Raw genomic sequence first — 25,020 nt, forward strand, 5'->3', positions numbered from 1 at the left:
ATTTTAGTCGTCAGAGAGTCCAAACTGGCTGGGATAGGGCATGGCGTTGCGGCTGAGCCTCTTCTTTTTCCAGTCCGCCAGCGCCCTGTCATATTCGACATGGCGCAGGGCGAACTGCAGCGCTTCCACATGTCGCTCGTTTTCGGGGTCCATCAGGTTCCGGCGCCAGCCCGCCGCAATCAGCCAGTATTCCCCGGCCAGTCGCCAGTCTCCGGCCTCATGATGCTCCAGCGCCAGACGCTCAAGTCCATGATATTTATTTTTCGGATTGGCGAGCGCTTCGGGCGTGAGAATGAAATCATCCCCTTTCCAGAGGAACGTCGATTTCATGTAGGGAAACTGCCGGGTCATCACACCCGGATCTCCGAAATGTTCTTTAATCAGCATCGGAACCAGTCTGTCGTAAGACCTACGCCATTCGCACTGCACAGACCGTTTCCCTGAAAATCACATTGAAAGAGTGCGGCCTCTATAACGAACAGGAACACCAGAGTCGATTTCTTCAACCTGCTCCCTGTCCCGCGTTAATAACAATATAATTGTTATTAATAAATAAAATTATGTTATCATTCAATCTATACCGTAATTGTCAAAGAAAATATTCGAAGTCCCGAAAACAGGTTTGAATTTCCATAATACTTCTTCTAAGAAGCCTGACCGCAATTACCGATGCCCTTTTCAGGCCCGAACGCTCTGTCATGCGTTCAGAGGGCACAGGGTTATTTTTTCGGCACGATTCCTTCTCTCTCCCGTCAGAGTCCCCGAGCCTTATGGACACCAAAACCCTCTTCTCCGGAATGGCGCTGGCCTTCGGAGCATACTCCGCATTCGCCATTAGCGACGCCTTCTCCAAATTGCTGGACGGGAGTCTCGATCCCTTCGAGGTTGCGTTTTTTGGCGGGGTGTTCGGGTTCCTCGTTCTTCCCTTCATCCGCAAATCAAACGAGTCCTACCTCGACATCGTGCGCCCGAAGCTTCGCGGCATGTGGCTGCTGCGGGCTGTCTGCGTCTTCGTCGCCACGGCTGCCAGCGTCGAAGCTTTCATGCTGCTCTCGATGCCCGAGGCCCTGTCGATCACCTTCCTGATGCCGCTGTTCGTCACGATCCTCTCCGTCGTGCTGCTCAAGGAGAAAGTGACGTTCTGGGCATGGCTTGCGGTTGCTTTGGGCTTTGCGGGCGTTCTGATCGTGCTGCGTCCGGGAATGCGCCCGCTCAATCTGGGCCATCTCTGTGCGCTTCTGGCAGCCTGCGCCAATGCGGGCAGCGTGATCGCCTACCGGATCGCCAGCAAGGAGACCGTGCGCCTGTCGCTCTTCGGGTCCAGCCTGATGGGCGCACTGGTCGGCAACGGTCTCCTCATGCTCGCCCACGCCACATGGCCCTCCAGCACAAAGATCTGGTTCTACCTGTTCGGCTACGGCTCCCTGGCCGCCCTCGGACAGCTCTGCATGATGCTCGCAACCGCCAGAGCACCGGCAAACCGCGTCGCCCTGCCGCAATACAGCCAGATGGCCTGGGGCGTTGCGCTGAGCTACTTCCTCTTCAAACAGCCGCTTGATCGCTGGACCTTCGTCGGTATCGCGGTCCTGACAGCATCAGGCATGCTGAACTGGATCCGTCAGCGCATCCGCTACGAGAAAATGGCAATGAAAGAGCGTCTCGAACGCCTCAAGGCGCGCAAAGTCGCCAAGGGAAACCTCAAAGCCGCCAAGCAGAGCGCGCTCTCCACTCGCTAAACACGCGTTCCGCCGCTGCGCATGCGGGTCAGAATGCTGACTCTCAGAGACGCGGCGGCACGCCTGATGACGGCTCTATAATCCCTGGCTCCAGCTTCCGGATCACCCGGAATGCCGTCACGACCGCGAGACTGCCAAACAGCACCACGCCCAGCGACTGCCCGACCAGAATCCCGACCGGCCCATAAGCCGACCCGATCCAGACGAACGGAATGGTCCCCAGCGTCGCCCGGCCCCAGTTGAAACCCGTGGAATAGAACGGGTGCCCCAGATTGTTGAACGCCGTATTGGCCACAAACAGCAATCCGACGAACATGTAACTCAGCACCAGCCAGCAGCAGAACAGTCGAACGATATCGACGCCCACCCCCTGAAGCTCGAAAAGCTGGATGATGTAAGTGTGCGCCGCTGCCAGAACCAGCCACGTCGTGCCCACACACAGCGCCGTCAGTTTCAGTGCCGCTAGAAGCGCCTCCTGCACACGAGGGATCTGCCGCGCGCCGAGGTTCTGCGCCATGATCGGCCCGACCGATCCTGTCAGTGCAAAAACGAGCGAAAACGCCACCGGCACGATCCGGTCGATGGTCGCCTGTCCCGAAACAGCATTGAGCCCGAACCGCGCCATCGCATGCGTCACGAACAGCGCGCCCGTCGGCGTCGCCAGATTGGTCGCAATCGCCGGAACCGCAATCCCGCCAATCAGCCGTGTGGACGGCCCGAAAGCGGAACGCTGCGGCCATTCCAGCATGGCGTGGCCCCGAAGATTCAGAAATCCGCTCGCCGTAATGGCCAGCCGCGCCAGAACCGTGCTGATCGCTGCCCCCTCAAGTCCCAGATGCAGCCCGAAAATCATGATCGGGTCCAGACACGCGGACACAGCCGCCCCCGTCAGTGTCACCCGCATCGAGCGTTTGGCATCTCCCACTGCCCGCAGCAGCGATGAAAGCGCCATCCCAAGACACACAAGCGGCAGCGCCGGCGACACGATATGCAGGAACGTGGCGGCATGCTCCTGCGCCGCGCCATGCGCGCCCAGCAAGCCAAGCAGAGGCATGGCAAAGGTCGCCGTCAGCAGGCCCAGAACGGTCGCAATCCCAACCATGACCACCAGAAACGCCGAGGCCATCCGACGCGCCTCGGCATGCTGACACGCCCCGATCAGCCGCCCCGTGCAGGCCCCAAGCCCGATCGTCATGCCAATGGAAACCGACACCTGCACGTAGCTGACCGCCGTCGCAAACGCGATCGCCGCCGTGAGCGTCTTGTCATGCAGATGCGAAATATAACCGTAATTGAGCAGATCCACGGCAAACACGGCCATCAGCCCGATCGCCCCGGTCCCGGCCATCGTCACGACATGACGCATGATGCTGCCATGAACGAATCTGGCCGGTCTTACCGGGGAATCGTCGGGAATACAGGGCTTTTTGGGGTCGTCATCTGGCTCTGGCATGTCCCTATATCATGCCCGTTTCAGGGAAGGAGAACCAGAGGTCGGGAGCGTTTTTTCGCCCCGGTCTTTACTCTGTCTCTGTTCGTAACAGTAGGCGAATCCGCCCTTTTCGGGCTTGTAAGGACTTCTTTAATATCCGGTGTGGAATCCTCGGCAGCGATGCTCGGGCATACGACCCGCAGCCTGTTCCATGTCCGGGAGTATGCCATGTCCTCGATCATCAATGCAGTTCACACTGCCGTCAGCGGCCTGAACTCGCAGTCACACGCCTTCAGCGATCTGTCCAATAACATCGCCAACAGCCAGACCACCGGTTACAAGGCCAGCACCACCAGCTTCGAGGACTACGTCACCAACAACGAACTGGCCAGCGACGGCGAAGCCCTGAGCGACAGCGTCGTCGCTACCACCCGCCAGCACAACGACAACCAGGGTATGGTGACGACCTCGACCAACAGCACGGCCCTCGCCATTTCGGGAAACGGCTTCTTCAACGTCGTGCAGGCCACCGGCCAGAGCAACGACAGCACCCCTGTTCTCGGCACACAGCAGTATTACACCCGCAATGGTGACTTCTCGCAGGACAAGAACGGCTATCTGGTCAACACGTCGGGCTATTACCTCGAAGGCTACAATGTCAACGCCTCCACAGGCACCCTGAGCACAGCCCTCAGCCCCATTCGGGTGCCCTCCACCGTCAAATTCCAGCCGACGGAAAGCACGAAGCTGACCCTGACCGGCCAGATCGGCAGCACCGCCACTTCCAGTGGCGGAAGCGCTACGACGTCGGCTACGGCCTATGACAGCAAAGGCAACGCCCAGACTGTCTCCCTGAACTGGACACAGGTGAACGCCACGACCTGGACCGTCAGCAACGCCAGTGACGCGACCAACAGCGCGACCGTGACGTTCGATTCCTCCACCGGCGCGATTGCCTCCGTCAACGGACAAAGCCAGGCCTCTGGCTCTACCGCCAGCTTCGAATATGACGGCTCACCCCAGGACATGACCGTCAGCCTCGGAACCATCGGCGGCACGAGCGGCGTCAGCCTCGCAACGGACGGCTCAACTCCGACCGGCGTTACGGCGGTGTCCGACAGCGTGACCACCGGCACGTTCTCCGGCATTTCCATGCAGACGGACGGCTCGGTTATGGCAACGTTTGACAACGGCTACTCCCAGCTCGTCGCCAAGATCCCGCTGACAACCTTCGCAAGTCCGAACAACCTGTCTCCCCAGAACGGACAGGCCTACACCGCCACGTCCCAGTCCGGCACTCCGCAGATCAACGCCGTCAATACCAATGGCGCCGGCACCCTGAGCACGGCCTCGGTCGAAGACTCCACAACCGATCTGACTGGCGATCTCAGCAAGCTGATCGTGGCCCAGCAGGCCTATGGCGCGAACACGAAAGTCGTCTCCACGGCCGACCAACTTCTTCAGACAACCCTGGCAATGATCCAGTAAGCACGACTGAAGGGACACCGGATCCATGGGACTGAACAGCGCACTCTCGATTGCAACTTCCGGCCTGAATGTCGTTCAGAATGCCATGGCCGTTGCCTCCAACAACGTCTCCAATGCAGGGACAAGCGGCTATATCAAGGAAAGCGCCAACGTCCAGTCGAGCGTGGCTGGCAATACAGGCAACGGTGTCCGCACTGCTGCCACCACACTCGCGACCAACCAGCAGGTCCAGAAGGCGCTTTACGCCCAGAACGCGGATGTGGCGGCCTACACGGCCACCAGCAATTCCCTGTCCAACATCACAGCGCTTCAGGGCTCCACCAGCGCCACATCCGGCAGCAGTGGAACGCTTTCAGATGAACTGGGTAACCTCCAATCGGCCCTGACGTCCCTGACTTCTACGCCTGATAGCGCCTCGGCCCAGAGCACGGTCGTCTCCGCCGCGTCCACCTTCGCCCAGTCCGTCAACACGCTGGCTTCGGCCTATCAGACCCAGCGTCAAACGGCCCAGAATGCTGTCGTTTCTTCGGTCTCGGACATCAATACCGATCTTACCACGATCGGCACCCTGTCCACCAAGATCATGAACCTCAAAAGCACGGGTCAGGACACGGCCGCGCTGGAAAACCAGCGCTATACGGCCCTCTCCTCCCTGTCCTCCGAGCTTTCCGTCTCATGGTCCGAGTCCGCAAACGGCGACATGACCATCGCCACGGCCGATGGTGTCACCTTGCCCACGCGTGACACCAGCAGCTCCAGTGGCGCGACCGTCTCGTCAACATGGCCGCTCACCACGTCGTCCGCCCAGATTTCGGTCAGCACGACCTATCCCGGCACATCGTCCAGCAACACCATTCCCGCCATCACCCTGAACGGTCGCGATGTCACCACGCATCTGACGGGCGGGACGCTGGGCGCAAACATCACCCTGCGCGATACGACGCTCCCCACCATGCAGGCGCAGCTGGACTCCCTGTCTTCGACGGTCGCCACCCGTTTTCAGGCTCAGGGCATGTCCCTGTTCACGACATCGGGCACAAACGGCGTTGTTCCGGGAACCTCCCAGACAGACCTTATTCCCACCGGAAGCGTCGGCTTTTCGCAGGACATCAGCGTGTCCAGCACCTATTCCAGCGACCCATCCAAACTGCTCGACAGCACGACGTCCGGCACGCAGACCATCCAAAACGTCCTGAGCTACACGTTCGGCACAACCTCAGATGCTTCCGGAACTGCCCAGACGGCTGCGCCCAGCACAAATCTCGGAATGACCGGAACCCTGTCCACCGGATACACGGGCAACCAGAAAATTATTTCCCTTGCGACATCCCTGACCGCCAATCAGGCCGCCACGGCCAGCGATGCAAGCAGCGGCCTTGCCCTGTCGCAGACAACGCAGACCAGCCTGACGTCCAATCTGTCCGGAACGTCCACCGTCTCCATCGATACGGAAATGGCGAATATCGTCACGCTCCAGAACGCCTACGCTGCCAACGCCAAGGTTGTTTCGACCGTCCAGACAATGTTCAGCGCCCTGCTGAGCGCAATCGGAACCTGATCATGACCGGAACCATCTCCAGCTTCGGCTTTGGCGGAATCTCCAGCCAGCTCCTTCTCGGCGTCCAGAATCTGTCTCAGGCGAAAGACGCCCTTCAGCTTCAGGCCAGCACCGGCGTTCTCGCCAGCAGCTATGCCGATCTCGGGTCTTCGCGGACACAGGCCCTTGCGCTTCAGCCCGCCATCACGCAGGTTTCTGCCTGGACAAGCAACGTCACGAACGCCCAGACGACGCTGACGACAACACAAAGCGCCCTGTCCCAGATTTCCACCATCGCCCAGGACCTGACGAGTTCGCTTTCCACTCTTGGCAGCACGCTGTCTTATTCAACCGTCACGACGGCTGCCTCTGCCGCCCAGTCGGCGCTGACCTCTCTCGGCAACCTGCTCAACACCCGACAGGGCGACAGCTACGTCTTCGCCGGGCAGCAGAACACGACCGCTCCCGTCAGCACGGATCTGGGCACGTCGGACCTCGCGACCCAGATTGCCAAAACAGTCAGCCAGCTCGGATCGACCAACGCAGCGGATGTGCTCAGCACAACGGAAAATCTGGCCAGCAATACGGCTGCCGGACAGCCTTTCTCGGCCACGCTGTCCACATCGCCCGATCAGGCACAGCAGCAGAACACGCGCATCGTCGTCGGACAGTCTGAAACAGTGTCCGTCGGGATGGTCGCCACACAGGGCGCGACATCCACGTCCACCACTTCCCCGATCCGCGATCTTATGCGCAATCTGATGGTGGTCGCTTCCCTAGGCTCGTCGTCCACCAGCACCACCGACTACGCCAGCCTGATTTCCGGCCTTCAGAGTTCCATGAGCACGGTTACGAGCGGCCTTGGCACCATGAGCGGCCTGCTCGGGGTCCAGCAGAACAGCCTGACCAACCAGACCGCCATGCTGACCCAGATGTCCTCGGCTTTAACGACCCAGCTCGGTCAGGTGAAAGACGCTGATCTTGCACAGGTTTCCACGCAGGTGACGGATACCAACAACCAGCTTCAGGCGTCCTATTCCCTGATCGCGGACATGAAAGGCATGACGCTGGCTTCTTACCTCTGATCAGGCCTTTGATCCCGGTTGAAAAACCGTTTGTGACATCGCATATCAAGATCACTTTCCTGAACGGAGATTGATGAAATGAGTGAAACGAACAACCAGCAGGCCGCCGAAAAGCATGAGTTCAGTGCAGAGGTTGGACGGCTGCTGGACCTTGTGGTCCATGCCCTTTACTCGGATCGTGAAATCTTTCTGCGCGAACTCGTCGCCAATGCGGCGGACGCGACGGACAAACGCCGTTTCGAAGCTCTGACAGACAGTGCTGTGGCGCTTCCCGAGAATGCGTCCATTCGCATCAATCCGGACAAAAGCCAGAAAGAGCTGACAATCTCCGATGACGGCGTGGGCATGACCCATGACGAACTGGCCCAGAACCTTGGCACGATCGCCCGCTCCGGCACGCGCGCTTTCGGAGAAAAGCTGAATTCGGCAAAGCCTGAAGACCGCCCGAACCTGATCGGTCAGTTCGGCGTCGGGTTCTACGCAGCTTTCATGGTCGCGGACCGTGTGGAGGTTACCTCCCGCAAGGCCGGTTCCGATCAGGCCTGGACCTGGTCTTCGGACGGCAAGGGCGCCTTCACGCTGAGCCCCGCGTCCCGCTCCACGCCGGGCACCGATATCGTCCTGCACATGAAAGACGATGCCGACGAGTTCCTCGACAGCTGGCGCCTGAAATCCATCATCCGCAAATGGGCGGACCATATCTCCTGGCCCATTACCCTGCGTGAAACCAAGGAAGACGGCACCACGGAAGATCAGGCCGCCAATGAAGGCACGGCCCTGTGGAGCAAGCCGAAATCCGACATCACGCCGGAACAGTATGCCGAGTTCTACCGGCACATTGCCCACGCTTTTGACGAACCCTATGCGACGCTGCACTGGCGCGCGGAAGGCGTGACCGAATTTACGGCGCTGCTGTTCCTGCCCAGCGCCCGCCCGTTCGACTTCATGGAACAGTCCCGCGAAAGCCGGATCCATCTCCATGTCCGCCGGATGTTCATCACCGACGAAGCGGAACTGGTTCCGAACTGGATGCGCTTCGTGCAGGGCGTGGTCGATACGGAAGACCTGCCGCTCAACGTTTCGCGTGAAATGCTTCAGGCCACCCCGGTTCTGGCCCGCATCCGTAAAGCGGTCACCAAGCGTGTCCTGACCGAGATTCGCAACCGTGCGAAGGACGCCGAGGGCGGTTTCAACACGTTCTGGGAAAACTTCGGCGCGGTCATCAAGGAAGGCTTGTGGGAAGACGCCGAACACCGGACGGAAATCGCCGGTTTCGCCCGTTTCCATTCCACCCAGGGCGACGATCTCGTCACGCTGGACGACTATATTGCGCGCATGAAGGATGGTCAGGACGCCATCTATTACCTGACCGGCGACAATCTTGACGCACTGAAATCCTCTGCCCAGCTTGAAGGCTTCCGCGCCCGGGGTCTTGAAGTCCTGCTGCTGTCCGATCCGGTTGATGGCTTCTGGCCGGAGCGCCTGTCCTCCTATCAGGACAAGCCGCTGCGTTCCGTCGCCCATTCCCATGGCGATCTGGAAAAATTTGAATCCACGGATGCCGATACGACCGAAGCCGCGGATGTCGAAAAGCTGGTTCCGGCCCTCAAGGACGCCCTTGGCGAGCAGGTCAAGGACGTTCGCAGCACGGTGCGTCTAACGGGAAGTGCCGTCGTCATCACATCCGATGGCGGACCGGACCTGTCGATGCAGCGCCTGATGCGCCGCTCGGGTCAGGCCATGCCCGCCATGCCGCCGATCCTTGAAATCAACCCGAAGCACCCGCTCATCAAGGCTCTGGCCGAGCGGGTTGCAAAGGGCGAGAGCATTACCGCCTATGCCAGCGTCCTGCTGGATCTGGCGCGTGTGCAGGAAGGCGAACCCCTGCCTGACCCGACCGGTTTCGGCCGTTCGCTCGCCACGCTGCTGGCGGGGCCGGCTGTCGGATAAAGCGGATCTGAACGCAGCATTCGTTTCGTTCCTATCCATCAAAGGCGAGGGATTTTATTCCTCGCCTTTTCTTTTTGCTAAGTTCCGGTGAGATATGGAACAGGTGCATGATTAAAGGAGTAGCAGACCGTGATCGACGATTTCCGCTTTGGCCGCATAACGATCATCGGCGATCTGCTGCTGGATCAGTATATCTCAGGAGACGTCAGCCGTATTTCTCCTGAAGCCCCCGTCCCCGTCGTCCTGCATGATGGCTTGCGCTGCGTGCCGGGCGGAGCCGCAAATGTTGCGGTCAATGCTGCCGCTCTGGGGGCGCAGGTGCATCTTGTCGGTCTCGTCGGCGAAGATGAGTCGGCCCAGCGACTGAAAGACAGCCTGAACCTCTGGCCCACCATCCAGACGGACGGGATCGTCTCCGCCCCGGACTGGACCACCATTACCAAGACCCGCGTCGTCAGTGGTCGCCAGCAGATTGTGCGTATCGACGTCGAAAAACTGGCCCCCCTTTCCGACGCACTTCAAAAGCGCCTCATGGAAGAAGCCCTCCGCGCGATTGAGCTTTCGGACGTGCTCGTCTGCTCGGACTATGCCAAAGGCGTTCTGACGGATGAGGTCCTGAAGGTCATCATTGCAGCGGGACGTGCCAAAGGCATTCCTGTTATTGTCGACCCTAAAAGACGCACGCTGGATGCCTATGCCGGTGCCACACTCGTGACGCCCAATCGGATCGAAGCGGAACAGGCGAGCGGACTGTCTGTCCGGACGGATGACGATGTCCTGAAGGTTGCTGAAATCCTCTCCCGGCAGTTCGGCGGCGACGTTCTCGTCACCCGTTCGGAAGACGGCATGACGCTGTGGCAGCGTGACGCGACCCCCCTGCATGTCGCCAGCCGCAAATCCGAAGTGTTCGATGTTTCCGGCGCCGGAGATACCGTCGTCGCCACGGTCGCCGCAGTGCTGTCTGCCGATCAGACGCTGGAAACTGCCGTTGTCATCGCGACAGCCGCGGCCGCCCTGTCTGTCAGCAAATTTGGCACCGCCACCGTCTCGCGCGAAGAACTCTCCCGCGAACTTCTTCAGGAAATGCCTGAAACAGGCGCGCTTGTTCCGGTCAAACAGGCTGCCCGTATCGTGGAAAGCTGGCAGCGGCATGGTGCAAAAGTCGTGTTCACGAATGGGTGCTTCGATCTGGTCCATCCGGGACATGTCAGCCTGCTTCAGGCGGCAGCCCGCGAAGGAGACCGCCTCATCGTGGCCCTCAATACCGACAGTTCCGTCAGCCGTCTCAAAGGGCCAACCCGTCCGATTCAGAAGGAAGATGCCCGGGCCAGGGTGATCGGCGCCCTGCGTGCGGTCGATCTGGTCGTGCTGTTCGACGACGACACCCCGCTCGACGTCATCCGCACCCTGAAGCCCGATATTCTCGTCAAAGGAGCGGATTATACGGAAGATCAGGTCGTCGGTGCCGATGTGGTGAAGGGATATGGCGGCAAGGTGGTGCTGGTGGACCTCGTGGAAGGCCAGTCTACCACACGCCTCGTCAAAGGAATGCAGTCAGCCCCGGCCTGAGGCCCGTGTCCCCGGCCTCATGGCCGCCCGCTGCCGGATTTCACGGGGAGATGCACCGAATTTCTGCCTGAAACGCCGGGAAAAATGCGCGGCATTGCGAAAGCCGTGGTTTAGAGCGATTTGAGCAATCGGGAGCGCATCATGGGCCGGATTCGTCAGATCCGAGTGAATGCGCTCCAACCGACGGTTCAGAATCCAGCCCGCGACCGCGCCTTCTTCCCCGTCGAAAAGCTGGTAAAGCGCCCGTGTCGAAATCCCGGAAGCCTCCGCAATGCTCTGCGGGGTCAGATCATGCTCGTGCAGCCGTGATTCAATATGACGCCGGATATGCCTCTGCCGATGCCGCCGGCGTCCCGCCACGCTGACTTCCAGATCCAGACAATCCAGAATTGTCGTGATCATCAGATCCGTGACATGTTGCAAAAGGCGCTGACGCGTCTGGGGGATGGCATCGTCCAGAACGCCAGATTCAAGCATGGAAGCCTCGGCCAGCAGAAAAGCCCCTGGCCCCCGCGCCAGATCAAACGACAGCGGGGGCAGGCCCGAAAGCATGGGAAGATGTCGCAACAATGCCTGACGCGCCACACTGAGCAGAAAGACATCAGCCGTGGGCTCGATGCCGGGCGGTTTGGCGAGTGTGGAGAACTGGTGCGGGTCCAGATACAACTTGCCCGTGGACTGCCGAGACAGCACCAAAACCGTCCGACCCTGATCCAGAAGGGTGGCAATTGCCGGTGACAGCGCCGTGCGAAGACGAACGACAGACGGGTCCATCCCGCGGGGAGAGGCCGCAAGCGTCGCCAGCGGAATGATGCGCTGGGCATTCAGGCTGCCGTGAGGGATGTCAGTCACGACCATGCTCTGGAGAAGAATGTTGAGATTCCGTTAAACACCATTTTCAGTAGTAAAGCCAATTGAAACAACCATAACGGGCTGGATATAGGGAAAATCAGCCAGAATGGAAATAGTTGTCTCGTATTTCATACTGTGTCGCCAAAGGACGTGCTCTGGATGTCTGAAGCGTAGCCTTCAAACAAAGTAAATATTTTTTTATAAAAAGAATTATATTTCTATAGAATATGGAATTTCTTTCGAATTATTTATAATATACCCGTGGTGGGTAAAAAACAGAACTTGGGTTTTCTCTGAAAGCTCCGCGAGTATCTCCATTCCCGCTCCCGTCCGGGCTTCATCGAACGTCACGAACAGATCATCCGCCAGAAATGGCAGACGAATACCCCGCTCCAGCGCCTGTTCTACTGATGCCAGACGCAGTGCCAGATAAAGCTGATCGCGTGTGCCCTCGCTCATTGCGTGAACCGGAACAGGCGTCGTGCTCGCCATGCGCTGCCCCGCCAGAACCAGACCGTCCGACCCGCTCTCTTCCGTCACAAGCCCCTCGTACCGCCCAAGCGTCAGACGTGAGAACAGGGCCCCCGCCCGCGACAGAAGAGGTCCATGCGCCTGCTGACGGCCCTGCTCCACCAGCCGTGACAGCATCAACTGTTGAAGCCGGAGCGAAACATACCGGCTGGCCCGCTCGGTAATTTCTGCTTCCGTCTCCTGAATATCTTCCGCGACCTCACGCACGCCACGGGCATTTTCCAGTTCCGCCAGCGCGCTCCGCGCCCGCAACAGTCGTTCCATAACCGCTGATTTGCGGGCATCCAGTGCGATTGTTTCAGCTTCGATCTCCTCGAAGTCCCGCTCAAGCTGCTCCGGGTCCGTCATGCGCGCTTCGTCCAGAAGCGCCTCAAGGGAGCGGCCATTCCCGGCCTGAAGAATCTGCTCCTGCAACTCGTCGTGCCTGTCGCAGAGCCCTGCCCGCTCCCGTGCCCGGGATAGCGCATGACGCAGGTCGTCCTCTGCCCCAAGACCCAGAAGACGCCGCACGGGGTCCAGCTCCTGTTCCAGTTCCACAATCCGCAGATCGGACTGCGCGATCTCGTCTGCAAGAGCCGCACGCTGCTGCAGAACGGATTTCCGTTCCTGCTCGCGCTCCTGCTCCAGCATCAGGAACCGTTCAAGTTCTGCTGCAGATCCCTGCCCGTAGCGCTGAAGAAACACGCCCAGTTCCATACGGAACGCTGCGATATCGCGCGCTTCGGAGTCCTGCTCTTTCTGCTCGCTGTCCAGCCGCGTCCGGATTGTCAGCGCCTCTTCCACATCCCGCAGATCAGCCTGCTCGGGCCGCCCCGGATAGCGGCAGTCTCCACATGCCCGGCCCCAGTCTTCCTCCCAAAGCGCCAGCTTCTGCTCCACGCCGGACAGGGCTGCCCGGTCTTTAAGCAAAGACTCCTCCCGCTGAAGACGGTCCTTTTTCCGCGCATCCGCCTGCCGCGCCGCGTCCTCTCCTTGCTCCAGCAAGGACGTCGCCTGCCGAATCTGAACCGCCAGTCGTTCGGACGCAGATTCCGCACCAAAAACCTGCAATCGTCGGCTCATATCGGCCCGGCTGTCCGTCTCGGCCTGAAGCTGTTTTTTTGCGCTCTGCAACGCCTCTTCCGCGGTCAGAGCCTCCTGACGTCGAACCACCCAGACCTGAAAAGACGCAGGCGGCAGCACCGGAGCCCCGAATGTTTCCAGCAAAGCGCTCCACGCGGTCTGACGGCGGTCTAGTTCGTCCTGCGCCCGCATTCCTCGCCGACGGGCTTCCTCCGCCCGAAGCGCGACATCCTCACTCTGTCGCAACAGGGCCGCAAGCTGCGCCGACTGCTCGGCATGAGCATGACGCCGGTCCGCCAGACTATCCGCATTCTGCATCAGAACCCCGAACGCCTCCCGCGTCGCAGGAGCGGGACACCCGCCGGAGCGGAACTGATCCTCCATGCCCTGCCAGAGCCGGTCGCGTTCCTGCCGCGCTGCGGAAAGCTGCTCCCACGACACGGCCTGCCCGTCTTCTTCCAGACGCCGACACTGCTGCGCAAGACGCGCCCCTTCCGTTTCCGCCGCCTGCGCCTCGTCCCGTGCAACGCGCCGTTGCTCGTCCAGCATTGCCCAGAGCCGCGTTTCTTCTTCCAGAACCGTCCCGTCCGGCAATCCAAGCGCCGTCAGTTCTCCCTTGCGATCGGCAGTGCTGGCGCGCCATGGCATCAGCGCCCCATAAGTCGCAGTTGTGGTGTCTTCCTGCCGCAAGATTTCGGCGGCAAGACTGTCAATCCGGTCATCCACTGCACCCAGACTGCGGGCCTCATCCAGCTCCAGCCGGAACCGGCGCAGATTTCCAGGGTGGATTTTTTCGTTCGTTTCCGAAACGGACTGAGGATGCAGAATATTCAGCGCCTGCTCCGTTTCCTGAAGCCGCGCTCGCAGATCCTGTTCCTGTGTCCGCAGCAACGCCCGCGCCTGAAGCCTCTGCTCCAGATCGTCCAGTTCTTCCCGACTGGGCAGCGTACCGGCCTCACAGCCATGCCGTGCCCAGAACTGTTCGAGCGAGATCGCATCCCGCGTTAGTCGTGTTTTCCGCTCGTCGACCTTTGTTTCAAGGCGCGCGATCAGATCACTGCGTTTCAGAAGCGTTTGGATGGCATCTTGTTCTGCAAGGACTGGGGAGCCGTCGCCAAATGCCTGAATTTGCCCGCATAACGCTTCGAACCGCTGCCGCGCGATCGAGATGTCATGTGCTTCACGCTCTAACGATTTAAGAATATTTTCAAACCGAGCACAGTCTTCAATCGTTAAAACCCAGCTTGGAAAAGACCCTATTTCCGTTTCGATTTGCATGAGTTTTTGAAAAGGAACGGATGTCATTTTCAGCCGGGAATTGGTTCTGCGACGCACACCAAGTTCCTGTGCCGCCGCGTCGCAGGATTGTTTTTCTGTTTCTGATTCAGAAAGTTCCTTATTGGAAACGGATAGTTTTTTGACGGTTACGGCGTCGCTCCGCAGGGTGCTTTGCAATGCCGTCAACTTCAGTCTGGCCTGTTGCAACGCCGAACGTGCGCGTCCAGATTTCCATTCCGAACCAACATCCTCCTGCAGCCGCGCACTCAGTTTTCCAACACCCTCAAGTCCCAGTCCGGCCGCCAGAATCTGAAGTCCGGCATCGTCTTTTAGGCGGCGCATTTCCTCGCCGCCGCCGCGCAGCCGCGTATGATCCAGCGCCCAGGCCGCCTCAAACCCCTTCGAATCCAGCCCTCCCAGCCAGCTCCGCAATGAAAGATCCTCCAACGGCGTCCTGTCATCGGCCGCAAACAGTGTCTGGGTCCGCCCCCTGCGTCGCACGCCCTCAAAAACCGTTCCATCCTGCTCCAGACTGGCCCCGACCCGCAGCAGCGACGCCGCCGTCATCCAATCCCCGGCGATATGATGCGGAAACCCGAACAGGAAATCCCGGATTGCACAGAGAGTCGTCGATTTTCCGGCTTCATTCGCGCCATAAATGACGTGCAGGTCGCGCGGCCCTTTCGGAAAATTCAGCGTGGTCTCCTGAAATCCGCCATAGCGCAGAAGATCGAGGCGTTCGAACCGCATTATTCCGTCTCCCCCAACAACCGTGCCCTCAACGCCGCCCGCGCCTGTTCAAGCGGGAACTGGCCCTCCGGCATCAGACTGTCACGCTCCACGCAGGAGGGCAGGGCAGAGAAAAATCCTTCGAAATCGTCGGGTAGGGACGCCAGAAACGCCTCGTCCTGCATGAGCCCGTCCAGCGCCAAATCAAGTTCCCGCGTCTCTTCCACGCCGCTCTGCCGAAGGGGCGCAGATGTCTCGTTGCGAATTTTCTCTAGAGCAATCTGTGCCGTCCCGTCGGCGGACTCCTGCGCCATCGACACTGCAATGCCCCGCAGATCGTCTTCCCAACTCTGCGACGCCCATAACCGGTCATGCAGAATGCTGCGTCCCGTCAGGACGATCCGCGCAATCACCGTGCGTCCTTCCGCTTGGGAAAGGGCGCGTTCCATCTCCCGTCGCGCGGCCCCCAGAACGCCATCCATGCTCTGCATGTCACTGACATCCAGCTCCAGCCGACACCAGCGCACGACATCACAGTTCACGAAATCGACCGAGCGGACGATCCCGTCCTCAACACTCACCAGCGCACAGCCACAGGCTCCGGTCTCGCGAGCGTGACGCCCCTGAAGCACGCCCGGAAACACGATCCACGGATGTTCGCAGACGATTTCGCGCGCATGCACATGCCCCAGCGCCCAGTAATCATACCCCTTCGCCGACAGCGTTTCGACGGAGCAGGGCGCGTAGGTCTCGTGCTCGCCATACCCCGATAGCGACGTATGCAGCACACCAATATTGAAATACCCCGCGACGGGCGCGGGATAGGATCGCGTCATGTCGTGCGGGACATGACGGTCGCGAAAACTCTGCCCATGCAGCGCCACGCCGAGGTCCGCCCATTGAAATGTCAGCGGGGTCTCATAGGAAAAATGCTCGATCCCGTCGGGCAGCGGCAGTTCGCGTGCAATAACCGACTGTGCATCATGATTGCCCGAAAGTGTCACAACCCGGATGCCCGCCTGAACCAGTCGGCTCAGGGCCTTGAGCATGTAGAGCCCGGTCCCCACATCCTGCCAGGTCCCATCATACAGGTCCCCCGCCAGAATGACGAAATCGACTTTTTCAGTCAGGGCTGTCTCGACAAGCCGATCCAGCGCGCGCCGCGTGGATCCACGGATTTCCGTCTCGGGAAGCCCCTCGTAACGGCTCAGCCCCTTCAGGGGGCTGTCGAGGTGAATATCAGCGGCATGGAGAAAGCGGAAAGAGGACATTCGCGAAGTTTACGCCCTCCACGATGTCTTGCAAGCAGCCCCGCCGGGATCAGGCGGCGGCCAGATATTGCGACACGATATCCGGCATCAGGCGCTCAAGCGCCTCGGCCGAAGCCGTCTCTTCGTCCTTCAGACATTCCAGCGCCGAGGCATCCTGCGCAAAACCAAGCTGCCGCGCCAGCACGATCAGAACTTGAAGTGACGTGATCTGGTGCGCCCGGTATCCACTCGCCGCCAGCACGTTCTTCAGAACGTCCCGCGCTTCGCCGCCATGCAGCAGCCCTGAAACGGTGCTGAGAATGGACGACACCGTTTCATGCGGAACCGGGGCAGGGTGCCCGTGCCGCGAAAGAAGGACCGTGATCTCCCGCGCATGGCTCCTCCCCATCGCCAGATCCTGCTCCATCCGCTGGCACAGCCCCGGATACCGCTCACACACCGGAAGCTCCGAAAGCGCGGTCTCGATAGCCTTGGATTCAATGGACAGATGATCCCGAAGAGCGCCCAGATAGATATCCAGAGCTGACCTGTCCGTCGTTTTCGTTCTGCCCACCGTGGATCCTTATGTGTCTCTGGTGTGTCGCGAGTGTGAACTTAAATGGCCATATTGTCCAATGGAGTGCAAGAGCGCAGCACTCCGTTTTGGAATCCCTTCATGGTCATGAAAAACCCCATGCCGGAGACCGGCATGGGGCATTCAGGGACAGCAGGATCTGAAGGATCAGAAACCGGCGCTGATGGAACCCGTCGCAGCGAACGGTGCCGCGATCATGTAGTTGGGAGCGGTACCCTTGATCGAGGTGCCGAAGATGCCAGTCTGCGTCTGGGCGTTGACGCGGGTGCTGGTCGGGAAGCCCAGATAGTGCTTGTTCGTGATGTTGGTCAGGTTGAACTTGATGTTCGGTGCCTGCAGGAAGCCGAGATTCTTGAAGCGGTAACCCACGGTGATGTCCATCTTGACGTAACCCGGGATGCTTTCGTCATTCATGAACGTGGCATACTGCTTGGCGACATATTTCAGCTTGTAGGCGCCGAACAGGTTGCCGTCGTCATAATCGAGGTTGAAGCCGACCTGATACTTGGGGGTGTCAGGCGCGAACTTGCCGCTTGTGCGCATGTAGTCGACCTTGTTGCCCGAACTGGAGAGCAGGTTGCTGGTCGTGCGCGCGTCCACATACTCGAACGAGGCATAAGGACGGATGTGATAAAAGATCGGACGCGTTCCAATTTCCGCATCCACACCGTTCGTGCTCTGGCCACCCGCGTTGATGTTGGTGGTTGCGTAGTTGAGGCACGCGTTGTCGAGGCATTCCTGCTGGGAGATCAGGCGGTTCGTGAAGTTGTAGTGGAAATACGTGACCGAGGCCATGACCGTCGGGCCCGTGTAACGCCAGCCAGCTTCTTCCGAGATGGAGATTTCCGGCTGCTGGTTCTTGTTGGCCTGTGTGCTGTAGCCGCCGTTCTTGTAATAGGCGCCGGCGTCATACAGGGAGTAGTTCGTCGGGATACGGAAGTTCGTGGCGCCCGAGACGAAAACCTGCATTTCGGGATTGATCTGATAGCGGATCGACGCTGTCGGCAGGGGCTCGTAATACGTCTTGTCGATATACGGACCCGTGGAAGTGTCGGGCAGCATGTTGTGACCGTCACGGGTGACGATCGCATATTTCAGACCGGCATCAATGGTGAGCTTGTTGTTCAGCAGCGACAGGCTGTCACCGATGAACATGGTGTGCGTCCGCGTCTGCGTCAGGCTGGCGCGATACTGATAGGTGGTGCCGTCATTGAATACGTAGTTCGGTCCGCCACCCCAGATATCCCAGGGCGTACCATCGGCGCCGATACCCGTGGCGGGAGCCGTCTGGGACTGTTTGGCGTATTCGAACCAGTAACCGACCATCAGGCGGTTGACGCCGGTGGTAAGCGTCAGCTTCGTGACGGCACCCGGACGATAGGTCGTGGTGATGGACGGTTCATAAAGCAGCGAGCCTTTGGCGACGGGCTTGCCATCCAGTGTGCCGCTCATGGACGTTGCGCCCCAGCTCGTGGGAACCGTGTAGGCTCCACCACCGCTGCCGCTGCCGTACCAGAAATATGGCGTCTCGGTCAGGACAAGGTGATCCGTCAGCTTGAAAGTCGAGGGAGCACTTGCGTATATGTTGGTGAACGGGTTCTGGTGGAATTTGTAATAGTTGGCGTCGCCAGCCTTGTAAGCGCCGTTATAGACCGTGTTGTTGATCGTGGCGTTGCTGGTGTTCTTGAACGTCGTACCATCCGGACGGGTACAGGTGCTGCCGCTGTAGCAGGAGGCCACATACTTGTCTTTGACGCCGAAGCCATAAGCGTCCCAGGACGCCTTGTTCACGCTGGGTGTCAGGTAGTTGTACAAACGGTTGCCGACGATGGCGAGCGAGACGCGGTTTCCGTCGCCCCAGTCGTTCACGATCTTGGCTTCGGCATGCAGCTTGCGGTTCGTGGCCATCGAATGGATGGCATCTTCGGTCGCATAGGAACCGGAGAAATAGGCACGCAGGTTGGTCTGGCCGATCTTGCCTGTGTCGAGACGCAGGAAGCCGCGCGTATAGGCGTAGGAGCCGTAGGACACGTCGAACGCGCCACCCTTCTTCATCTTCGGGTCGATCATATACATGTCGACCACGCCGCCGGTGGCGCTCAGATGGGGGCTGTCGAGGTCAGCAGAACCCTGTGCGAGGCTGATTTTGCGCAGGTTTTCGGAGTCCACGATTTCCTGGGAGTAAACCGCGAAGGACCCGATATCGTTGATCGGGAAACCTTCAAGCGTGAAACCCATCTGCGACTGGTCGAGGCCGCGGGCGCTCATGTGGCTGCCCGTCAGACCTGCCGGATCGGAGGATGTGACGTTTGCGCCCGGAAGCATGGCGATCAGCTGCATCGGGTCCTGACCCGGCGCCTGCTTTTCGATGTAGTCGCGCGAGATGGCTGAAACGGACTTCGCCGCGTCCTGTTTCTGCATCAGACCACCACCAACATCGCGGCGTGTTACGCCATCGAAATAGGAATGGTGACCGCTGACTGAGACATGTTCTTCATGTTCGTCTGTTGGAGCCGTGTTGCCCATCATGGACGGAGCGGCAGCTGCGACTTTCGTAGGGCTCTTCTTTGTCGAAGGAGCCGTGCTGTCTGCGGGTGCGGCAAATGCCGACACTGTACCAAACGCAAACAGGGCCGAAGTCGAAAGCAGGCGAGCAAGGCGCATTGTGTTTTCGGTCTTTCTCGGTCAGGTGAACTTTCGGCCGAGAAAAAGCATGAGTGCACACTTCATTTCAATCAGATGTGCCATGATACACTATGACATGAGGGGGGTATGGCAATTTAGTCACATTTCACCTTCGGAACGGCGATAAATGGCAGGAAACTCCCTGCCGATTGTGACATTTGGAAGACATGTCCCGTTTTTCTGAGGAAAGATCGTTTCAAAATCCTACCCTGTGGGGCGCAGGTCTTCATCTGCGCTGTAGATCTGTCGAATCCTCTTTGCCTGTGCAGGCGTGGCGACGGTATCGTGGCTGTTGCTGTTCAGATGGGGCACGATCCTGCCGCGCAGGGCAGGTACCAGATCGGGCAGGGACGAGATCCGCTCCATCGGAACAAGCTGATCCACCGCAAGCCGACCATTCCGATCACAGACATACAGGCTCTGGGGCCGGAACACGTGGTCCATGTCATAAACGGAGGAGCAGGATTCCACATGGTTGATGGCATCATCCAGCGTGTGGAGCGAGCGGTAGAACTGGTTGAAGGAAGGATGGATCCGAACGCGCGCCGTCCCGCCGCGCCGTGCGAAAGACCATGCGGAGACGAAACGCTTCACAGGATCGCGCCAGATCGCAAAACTGGGTAGCGTTCGACAGAGTTCTGGCGCCACATGATGATAATACCGCCATGTCTCATGCAGCATGATCCCGCCATAAAGCAGGTCACAGACCGATGTCCCGCCATTTTTGGGAACATGGATGAACAGCGCTCCGGCTTCTCGGATACGTTCAAGCCGCTGCAGGCGCTTTCGACCAAGCGGCAGTTGTAGCCTCAGATCGGCGGCACGGGCATGAACATCGGGATACTGATGCACTCCGAACAACTGACACAACATCCGTTGCGGAAGGCCGGAGCCTTCTGGGCCGCGATCGACGGGGTCAGCGAGAAGGGTATGGGTCTCGTCACTCATTCGAACGGCAGAAGGGGGCGTCATGACCGTGTCCTGATCCTGTCTCTGTTGAAACGGACACTGGCGGCGGCAGGAAACGGAGGCAAAGGGTAGATTGTAACGGAATGAAAGCCATGTTGCGGACTTTACTGTGTCAAATCTGTCACAAAAGGTCTTTTGTATTTGACTTGCCCTGTGCAGGGCGCTTCATGACAGCTGACGGTGCCCGTTTGCGCGGGTGAAAAGGGAATGCAGTGTGAAACTGCGGCTGCCCCCGCAACTGTAAATGCTGGCTGCTACCCCAACAGGCGAGCAGCACGATTTCAGGACAGAACCCACTGGCGCAGGCCGGGAAGGGACCTGAAGACGGAGCATGAGCCAGGAGACCTGCCGTCAGCATGAGTTGTCCGAAGGACGGTCCGGGCGGGGTGCATCGGAACGCCGGGTCAGACCGCGCGACGGCGGGTCTGCCTCCTTCTTGAGGGCAACGCAGAACGACGAGACACCACCATCACCATGCCCCGTATTTCCCGCCTTCTTCTTGCGACAAGCATGCTCGTCGCTGTTCCGGCGCTGGCGTCCGTTCCGGCACAGGAGCCGGTTTCGCCGCCGAAGCCCAAGGCATCCCCGGCTCCGAAAGCCGTTTCATCGTCCGTCCCCGAGACTGTTACGGTCACGGCAAACCGCATCCCGCAGGATCTGAGCAAGGTCGGCTCGCAGGTTACGGTTGTGACCCAGCGTGACATTGAACTTCTCCAGCGGCGTGACCTCGCGGACCTTCTGTCTCGTGAGCCGGGTCTGAACATGGTGCGCACGGGTGGTCCTGGGGGTACGGGGTCGATCTTCATGCGCGGCACCAACGCCAATGAAGTGAAGGTGCGGCTGGACGGAATGGACATCAACGATCCGTCCACTCCGGCCGGGGCGTTCGATACGGCGCAGTTCCTGACGGACGGGCTGGCCCGCGTGGAAATCCTGCGCGGCCCGCAGAGCGGCCTGTACGGTGCGGATGCGATGGGTGGTGTCATCGACATGACAACCAAGCAGGGGCAGGGACCGCTGCACGGTTTCGTCCGGCTCGAAGGCGGCAGCTATTCCACCAAGAACCAGACGGCCGGGTTCTCGGGCTCGCTCCATCGTTTTCATTATATGGTCGAAGTCTCGCACAACCATGTCGGCGACTATCAGGCCGTGCCGAAAGACATTCGCGCGCAGGTTCACGGTCATGACGTTGCGTCCAACCGCAACGACAACCGGACGGCCAATGTGCGCCTCGGCTATGACGTGACGGATAATTTTGATCTCGGCTTCACGGCCCATCTGACGCAGGCGGACTACGAATACGTCGCCGACGATTACAGTTCCTACCCGACGCTGCCCTCAGCCAAGCAGAATGAGAGCGATCTCAAACAGGCCATCCTGCGCGGAACGGCCCATCTGAAATCTTTCAAGGGTGTGTTCGAGCAGACGCTGGGCGTCGGTTACGTCACCTATCGCCGCCATGACATTACGGCCGGGGAATCAGACATTGCGTCCAATCGTGGCGACCGATTGAAAGTGGACTGGCAGGGCCTGACGCATCTCGGCCATAACGGCTCATTCCTCGTCGGATATGATTATATCCGCGAGCGCATCCTGACGCCGATCGACGCCCAGACCACGACGAACGCCGCCTGGGGGCAGCTTGAGGGGCACTGGCACGATATTCTCTTCGGCTCGGCCAATATCCGCTACGACAACAATTCGCGTTACGGCAACTATGTGACATGGCGTGTGGCCCCGGCTGTAAAAATCCCCGGAACGGGTCTGACGCTGAAGGCCAGCGGTGGCTCGGGTTTCCACGGACCGTCGCTGAACCAGCTTTTCGTCAGCTACCCGGCCTATTATTTCCTCGCGAACCCGAACCTGCGGGCCGAGCGCCTTCTGGGCTTCGATGCCGGGTTTGAAGAGCGCCTCCTCAACGGAAAGCTGACCTTCGGTGCCGACTATTACGGCAACCATGTTCGCAATCTTATCAATACAGCGCTGTCGGGCTACAACTACACCTATGTCAACGTGGCCCGCGCCCAGACGCATGGTGTGGAAGCCTTTGTTGATTACCGCATCATCAAGAGTGTCGATCTGCGCGGCACCTATACCTGGACGGACGCCACGGATCGCAGCACGGGTGCGGCTCTCGTGCGTCGCCCGCGTCACAAAGCCACGGCCAGCGTCATCTGGACGCCGACCAAGCGCCTGAGCATCACACCAAGCCTGCTTTATGTCAGCGGCTGGCACGATCTCGACCGGTATACGTCCATGAGCACGATCGGCCATGATTATGTGACGGTGAACATTGCCGCCGAATACAAGCTGGCCAATTTTGTCACCCTGTTTGCGCGTGGCGACAATCTGGGGAACCGGTATTATGAAAACCCGGTCGGCTACCTCCAGCCGGGCCGGTCTTTCTACGGCGGTGTCACGTTTGGCCTTTAAGGCGTTCCTTCGCGTCCTTTCAGCTCCGGCGGCAGTGCTTCTGCTGTCGGGCGCTCTCGCCGGATCAGCCTGTGCCGGTCCGGTGCGAACCCGTATCGTCTCGCTTAATCTGTGTACGGACGAACTGCTGCTTGAACTGGCGGACCCCTCTCATATCCTCGGCCTGAGCCCGCTGGCCACGGATTGCGCGGAATCCGTCCGCTGCGAACTGGCACAGACTTATCCCGTGCAGCGCCCTGACGGGGAGAACCTCGTCGCCACTCATCCCGATCTTGTTCTGGACGGCACATGGCACCGCCTGACTGCCGCGCTCGTGACGGGTGCCCTGCATGTTCCGTTCGTCCAACTCCCCTCTATCGCGTCCCTTGCGGACATTCCCGTTCAGATCCGGACAGTCGCCCACGCCATTGGCGAAGAGGCGCGCGGCGAGGACATGATCCGCGCCTTTGAGGAACGGCTTGAAAACCTCCATCCCGCCCAGCCTGAAAAAATCCTGACGGCAACGGTTATCGGTGCGAACCTTGCAGGAGAAGAGGGGGGGCTGATCTCCGATCTTCTCAAACGCGCCGGGTTCCGCCTGTCCGCTTCCGAGCGCCCGGATGGCACCATCGCGCTCGAAACTCTGATCGCCCATCCGCCAGACCTTTTGGTAACCGATATGATTTCCGAAAGTTCGTCCCTGGCTGAAAATGTCGTTCACCATCCCGCCTTACAGGGACGATTTACAGGCGCGCACCGTCTGGCACTCCCCGGCCGTTTGACAATGTGCGGCACACCCGAGACCCTCGATGCGCTGGAGGCGCTGGTCGCCGCGCATGATCGCCTGACCGCAGCGGAGCCTTCACCATGAGCCGTTACGCCCTGACCGTCGCTGTTTTGGGGGGATTGGTTCTGGCTCTCGCCATCCTGTCTCTGGCCGCGGGCCCGGCGGGGATCGGCGTTCTTCCGGGGCTGTCCGATATGCTGCATGGCCGCGAGACGATCGCCGCGACCATCATCGGCCAGATCCGCCTGCCGCGCATGATTCTCGCCCTGCTGGTTGGCGGGACGCTTGGTCTGTCGGGAGCTGCGCTTCAGGGGCTGGTCCGTAATCCGCTTGCTGATCCGGGTGTGCTGGGCATTTCGGGCTGCGGCGCGCTTGGGGCGGTCCTCGTTTTTTACACCGGCGTCTCGGCAGTCTGGGCGCCCGCACTCCCGTTGGCGGCGCTGTCCGGCGCCGGGCTGGCAACGCTTCTGCTTCTGGCCCTCACGCGCGGCGGAACGCTCGTTCTGGTACTGGCCGGTGCAGCGCTGGGCTCCATGAGCGCAGCACTTCTGGCGCTGACGCTCAATCTCGTGCCAAGCCCTTATGCGTCCTATGAAATCATGCACTGGCTGATGGGCTCCTTGTCCCGTGCGAGCCTGCATGACGTTCTGATCGCTTTGCCCGGTCTGCTGATCGGGTCGGCGTTTCTGCTCGGGACCGGACGGTCTCTGGATGCTCTGACTCTTGGCGAGGATGTCGCCCACACGATGGGTTTTTCCCTGCGCGCCGTGCAGTGGCGCGTCGTGATCGGAACGGCACTGGCTGTTGGAAGTGGTGTGGCGGTCGCAGGCGGGATCGGGTTCGTCGGCCTCGTCATGCCTCACCTGCTGCGCCCGCTCGTCGGAGCGCGACCCTCACGTTTGTTGTTGCCGTCCGCGCTGGGAGGGGCCGCACTGCTGCTGGCGGCTGATCTGTTCGTGCGCCTGCCTGTCAGTGGTACCGAACTGCAACTCGGCGTCGTCACTTCCCTGATCGGAACGCCGGTTTTCTTCTGGCAGGTCTGGCGCCTGCGCGGCCGGCCGGTATGAGGCACG

General features: G+C 60.0%; 17 protein-coding genes and 1 riboswitch. Of the genes, 9 read left to right on the forward strand and 8 right to left on the reverse strand.

From position 1 onward, the window contains the following. Positions 1-3: 3 nt before the first annotated feature. Positions 4-351: a hypothetical protein gene (locus JK213_RS03250; RefSeq protein WP_228125274.1), complete on the reverse strand. Its 348-nt coding sequence runs from the start codon at positions 349-351 to the stop codon at positions 4-6. Between the two features lie 419 nt (positions 352-770). Here JK213_RS03250 and JK213_RS03255 point away from each other — a divergent pair, with 419 nt between their 5' ends. Beyond that, entirely contained in the window at positions 771-1,736 is a 966-nt protein-coding gene (locus tag JK213_RS03255; RefSeq protein ID WP_228125275.1) for a DMT family transporter, read from the forward strand. Between the two features lie 43 nt (positions 1,737-1,779). On the opposite strand, the gene JK213_RS03260 is transcribed toward JK213_RS03255, so the two are convergent. After that, entirely contained in the window at positions 1,780-3,102 is a 1,323-nt protein-coding gene (locus JK213_RS03260; RefSeq protein WP_194261311.1) for an MATE family efflux transporter, read from the reverse strand. Positions 3,103-3,348: 246 nt separating this feature from the next. On the opposite strand from JK213_RS03260, the gene flgE reads away from it, so the two are divergent. The 5 genes from flgE (at position 3,349) to rfaE1 (ending at position 10,797) form a co-directional block, all read left to right on the forward strand. Continuing rightward, positions 3,349-4,656: a flagellar hook protein FlgE gene (flgE, locus tag JK213_RS03265; RefSeq protein WP_228125277.1), complete on the forward strand. Its 1,308-nt coding sequence runs from the start codon at positions 3,349-3,351 to the stop codon at positions 4,654-4,656. Positions 4,657-4,681: 25 nt separating this feature from the next. Then, complete coding sequence (flgK, locus tag JK213_RS03270; protein WP_194261002.1) at positions 4,682-6,214, forward strand: flagellar hook-associated protein FlgK; 1,533 nt, start codon at positions 4,682-4,684, stop codon at positions 6,212-6,214. Between the two features lie 2 nt (positions 6,215-6,216). After that, on the forward strand, positions 6,217-7,278 hold the full coding sequence (locus JK213_RS03275) for a flagellin (RefSeq protein ID WP_194261003.1): 1,062 nt from the start codon (positions 6,217-6,219) through the stop codon (positions 7,276-7,278). Between the two features lie 78 nt (positions 7,279-7,356). Then, positions 7,357-9,228 carry a molecular chaperone HtpG gene (gene htpG / locus JK213_RS03280; protein ID WP_194261004.1) on the forward strand — a complete coding sequence of 624 codons (1,872 nt, stop codon included), beginning with the start codon at positions 7,357-7,359 and terminating at the stop codon, positions 9,226-9,228. A 129-nt stretch (positions 9,229-9,357) separates the two neighbouring features. Further along, positions 9,358-10,797: a D-glycero-beta-D-manno-heptose-7-phosphate kinase gene (gene rfaE1 / locus JK213_RS03285; RefSeq protein ID WP_194261005.1), complete on the forward strand. Its 1,440-nt coding sequence runs from the start codon at positions 9,358-9,360 to the stop codon at positions 10,795-10,797. Here the strand turns inward: rfaE1 and JK213_RS03290 are convergent. The 6 genes from JK213_RS03290 to JK213_RS03315 form a co-directional block, all read right to left on the reverse strand. After that, positions 10,783-11,649, reverse strand: a complete 867-nt coding sequence (locus JK213_RS03290; protein ID WP_194261006.1) for a helix-turn-helix domain-containing protein — start codon at positions 11,647-11,649, stop codon at positions 10,783-10,785. The two genes, rfaE1 and JK213_RS03290, sit on opposite strands and share 15 nt — an antisense overlap. A 210-nt stretch (positions 11,650-11,859) precedes the next feature. Further along, positions 11,860-15,270 carry an AAA family ATPase gene (locus tag JK213_RS03295; protein WP_194261007.1) on the reverse strand — a complete coding sequence of 1,137 codons (3,411 nt, stop codon included), beginning with the start codon at positions 15,268-15,270 and terminating at the stop codon, positions 11,860-11,862. Beyond that, positions 15,270-16,520, reverse strand: coding sequence for a DNA repair exonuclease (locus JK213_RS03300; RefSeq protein WP_194261008.1), 1,251 nt, complete (start codon positions 16,518-16,520; stop codon positions 15,270-15,272). The genes JK213_RS03295 and JK213_RS03300 overlap by 1 nt, the downstream gene beginning before the upstream one ends. A 49-nt stretch (positions 16,521-16,569) precedes the next feature. Then, positions 16,570-17,073 (reverse strand): DUF892 family protein, encoded by a 504-nt coding sequence (locus tag JK213_RS03305; RefSeq protein WP_194261009.1) that lies wholly within the window; start codon positions 17,071-17,073, stop codon positions 16,570-16,572. Positions 17,074-17,241: 168 nt separating this feature from the next. Continuing rightward, positions 17,242-19,758 carry a TonB-dependent receptor gene (locus JK213_RS03310; protein ID WP_194261010.1) on the reverse strand — a complete coding sequence of 839 codons (2,517 nt, stop codon included), beginning with the start codon at positions 19,756-19,758 and terminating at the stop codon, positions 17,242-17,244. Positions 19,759-19,983: 225 nt separating this feature from the next. Continuing rightward, positions 19,984-20,751 carry a sulfotransferase family 2 domain-containing protein gene (locus JK213_RS03315; protein WP_228125278.1) on the reverse strand — a complete coding sequence of 256 codons (768 nt, stop codon included), beginning with the start codon at positions 20,749-20,751 and terminating at the stop codon, positions 19,984-19,986. Between the two features lie 158 nt (positions 20,752-20,909). Beyond that, positions 20,910-21,116, forward strand: a riboswitch (cobalamin riboswitch). Between the two features lie 106 nt (positions 21,117-21,222). Here JK213_RS03315 and JK213_RS03320 point away from each other — a divergent pair. The 3 genes from JK213_RS03320 to JK213_RS03330 are packed head-to-tail and all read left to right on the forward strand — an operon-like array spanning position 21,223 to position 25,014. Beyond that, positions 21,223-23,181, forward strand: a complete 1,959-nt coding sequence (locus JK213_RS03320) for a TonB-dependent siderophore receptor (protein ID WP_228125279.1) — start codon at positions 21,223-21,225, stop codon at positions 23,179-23,181. Continuing rightward, a complete protein-coding gene (locus JK213_RS03325) occupies positions 23,114-24,031 on the forward strand; it encodes an ABC transporter substrate-binding protein (RefSeq protein WP_194261011.1) in 918 nt (305 codons plus the stop codon). Before JK213_RS03320 ends, JK213_RS03325 begins: the two co-directional genes overlap by 68 nt. After that, entirely contained in the window at positions 24,028-25,014 is a 987-nt protein-coding gene (locus JK213_RS03330) for an iron ABC transporter permease (protein WP_194261012.1), read from the forward strand. The genes JK213_RS03325 and JK213_RS03330 overlap by 4 nt, the downstream gene beginning before the upstream one ends. The last annotated feature ends 6 nt before the right edge of the window (positions 25,015-25,020 follow it).

Origin of the sequence: Gluconobacter sp. Dm-44, from assembly GCF_018256175.1 — a bacterium.
Taxonomy (GTDB): Bacteria; Pseudomonadota; Alphaproteobacteria; order Acetobacterales; family Acetobacteraceae; genus Gluconobacter; species Gluconobacter cadivus.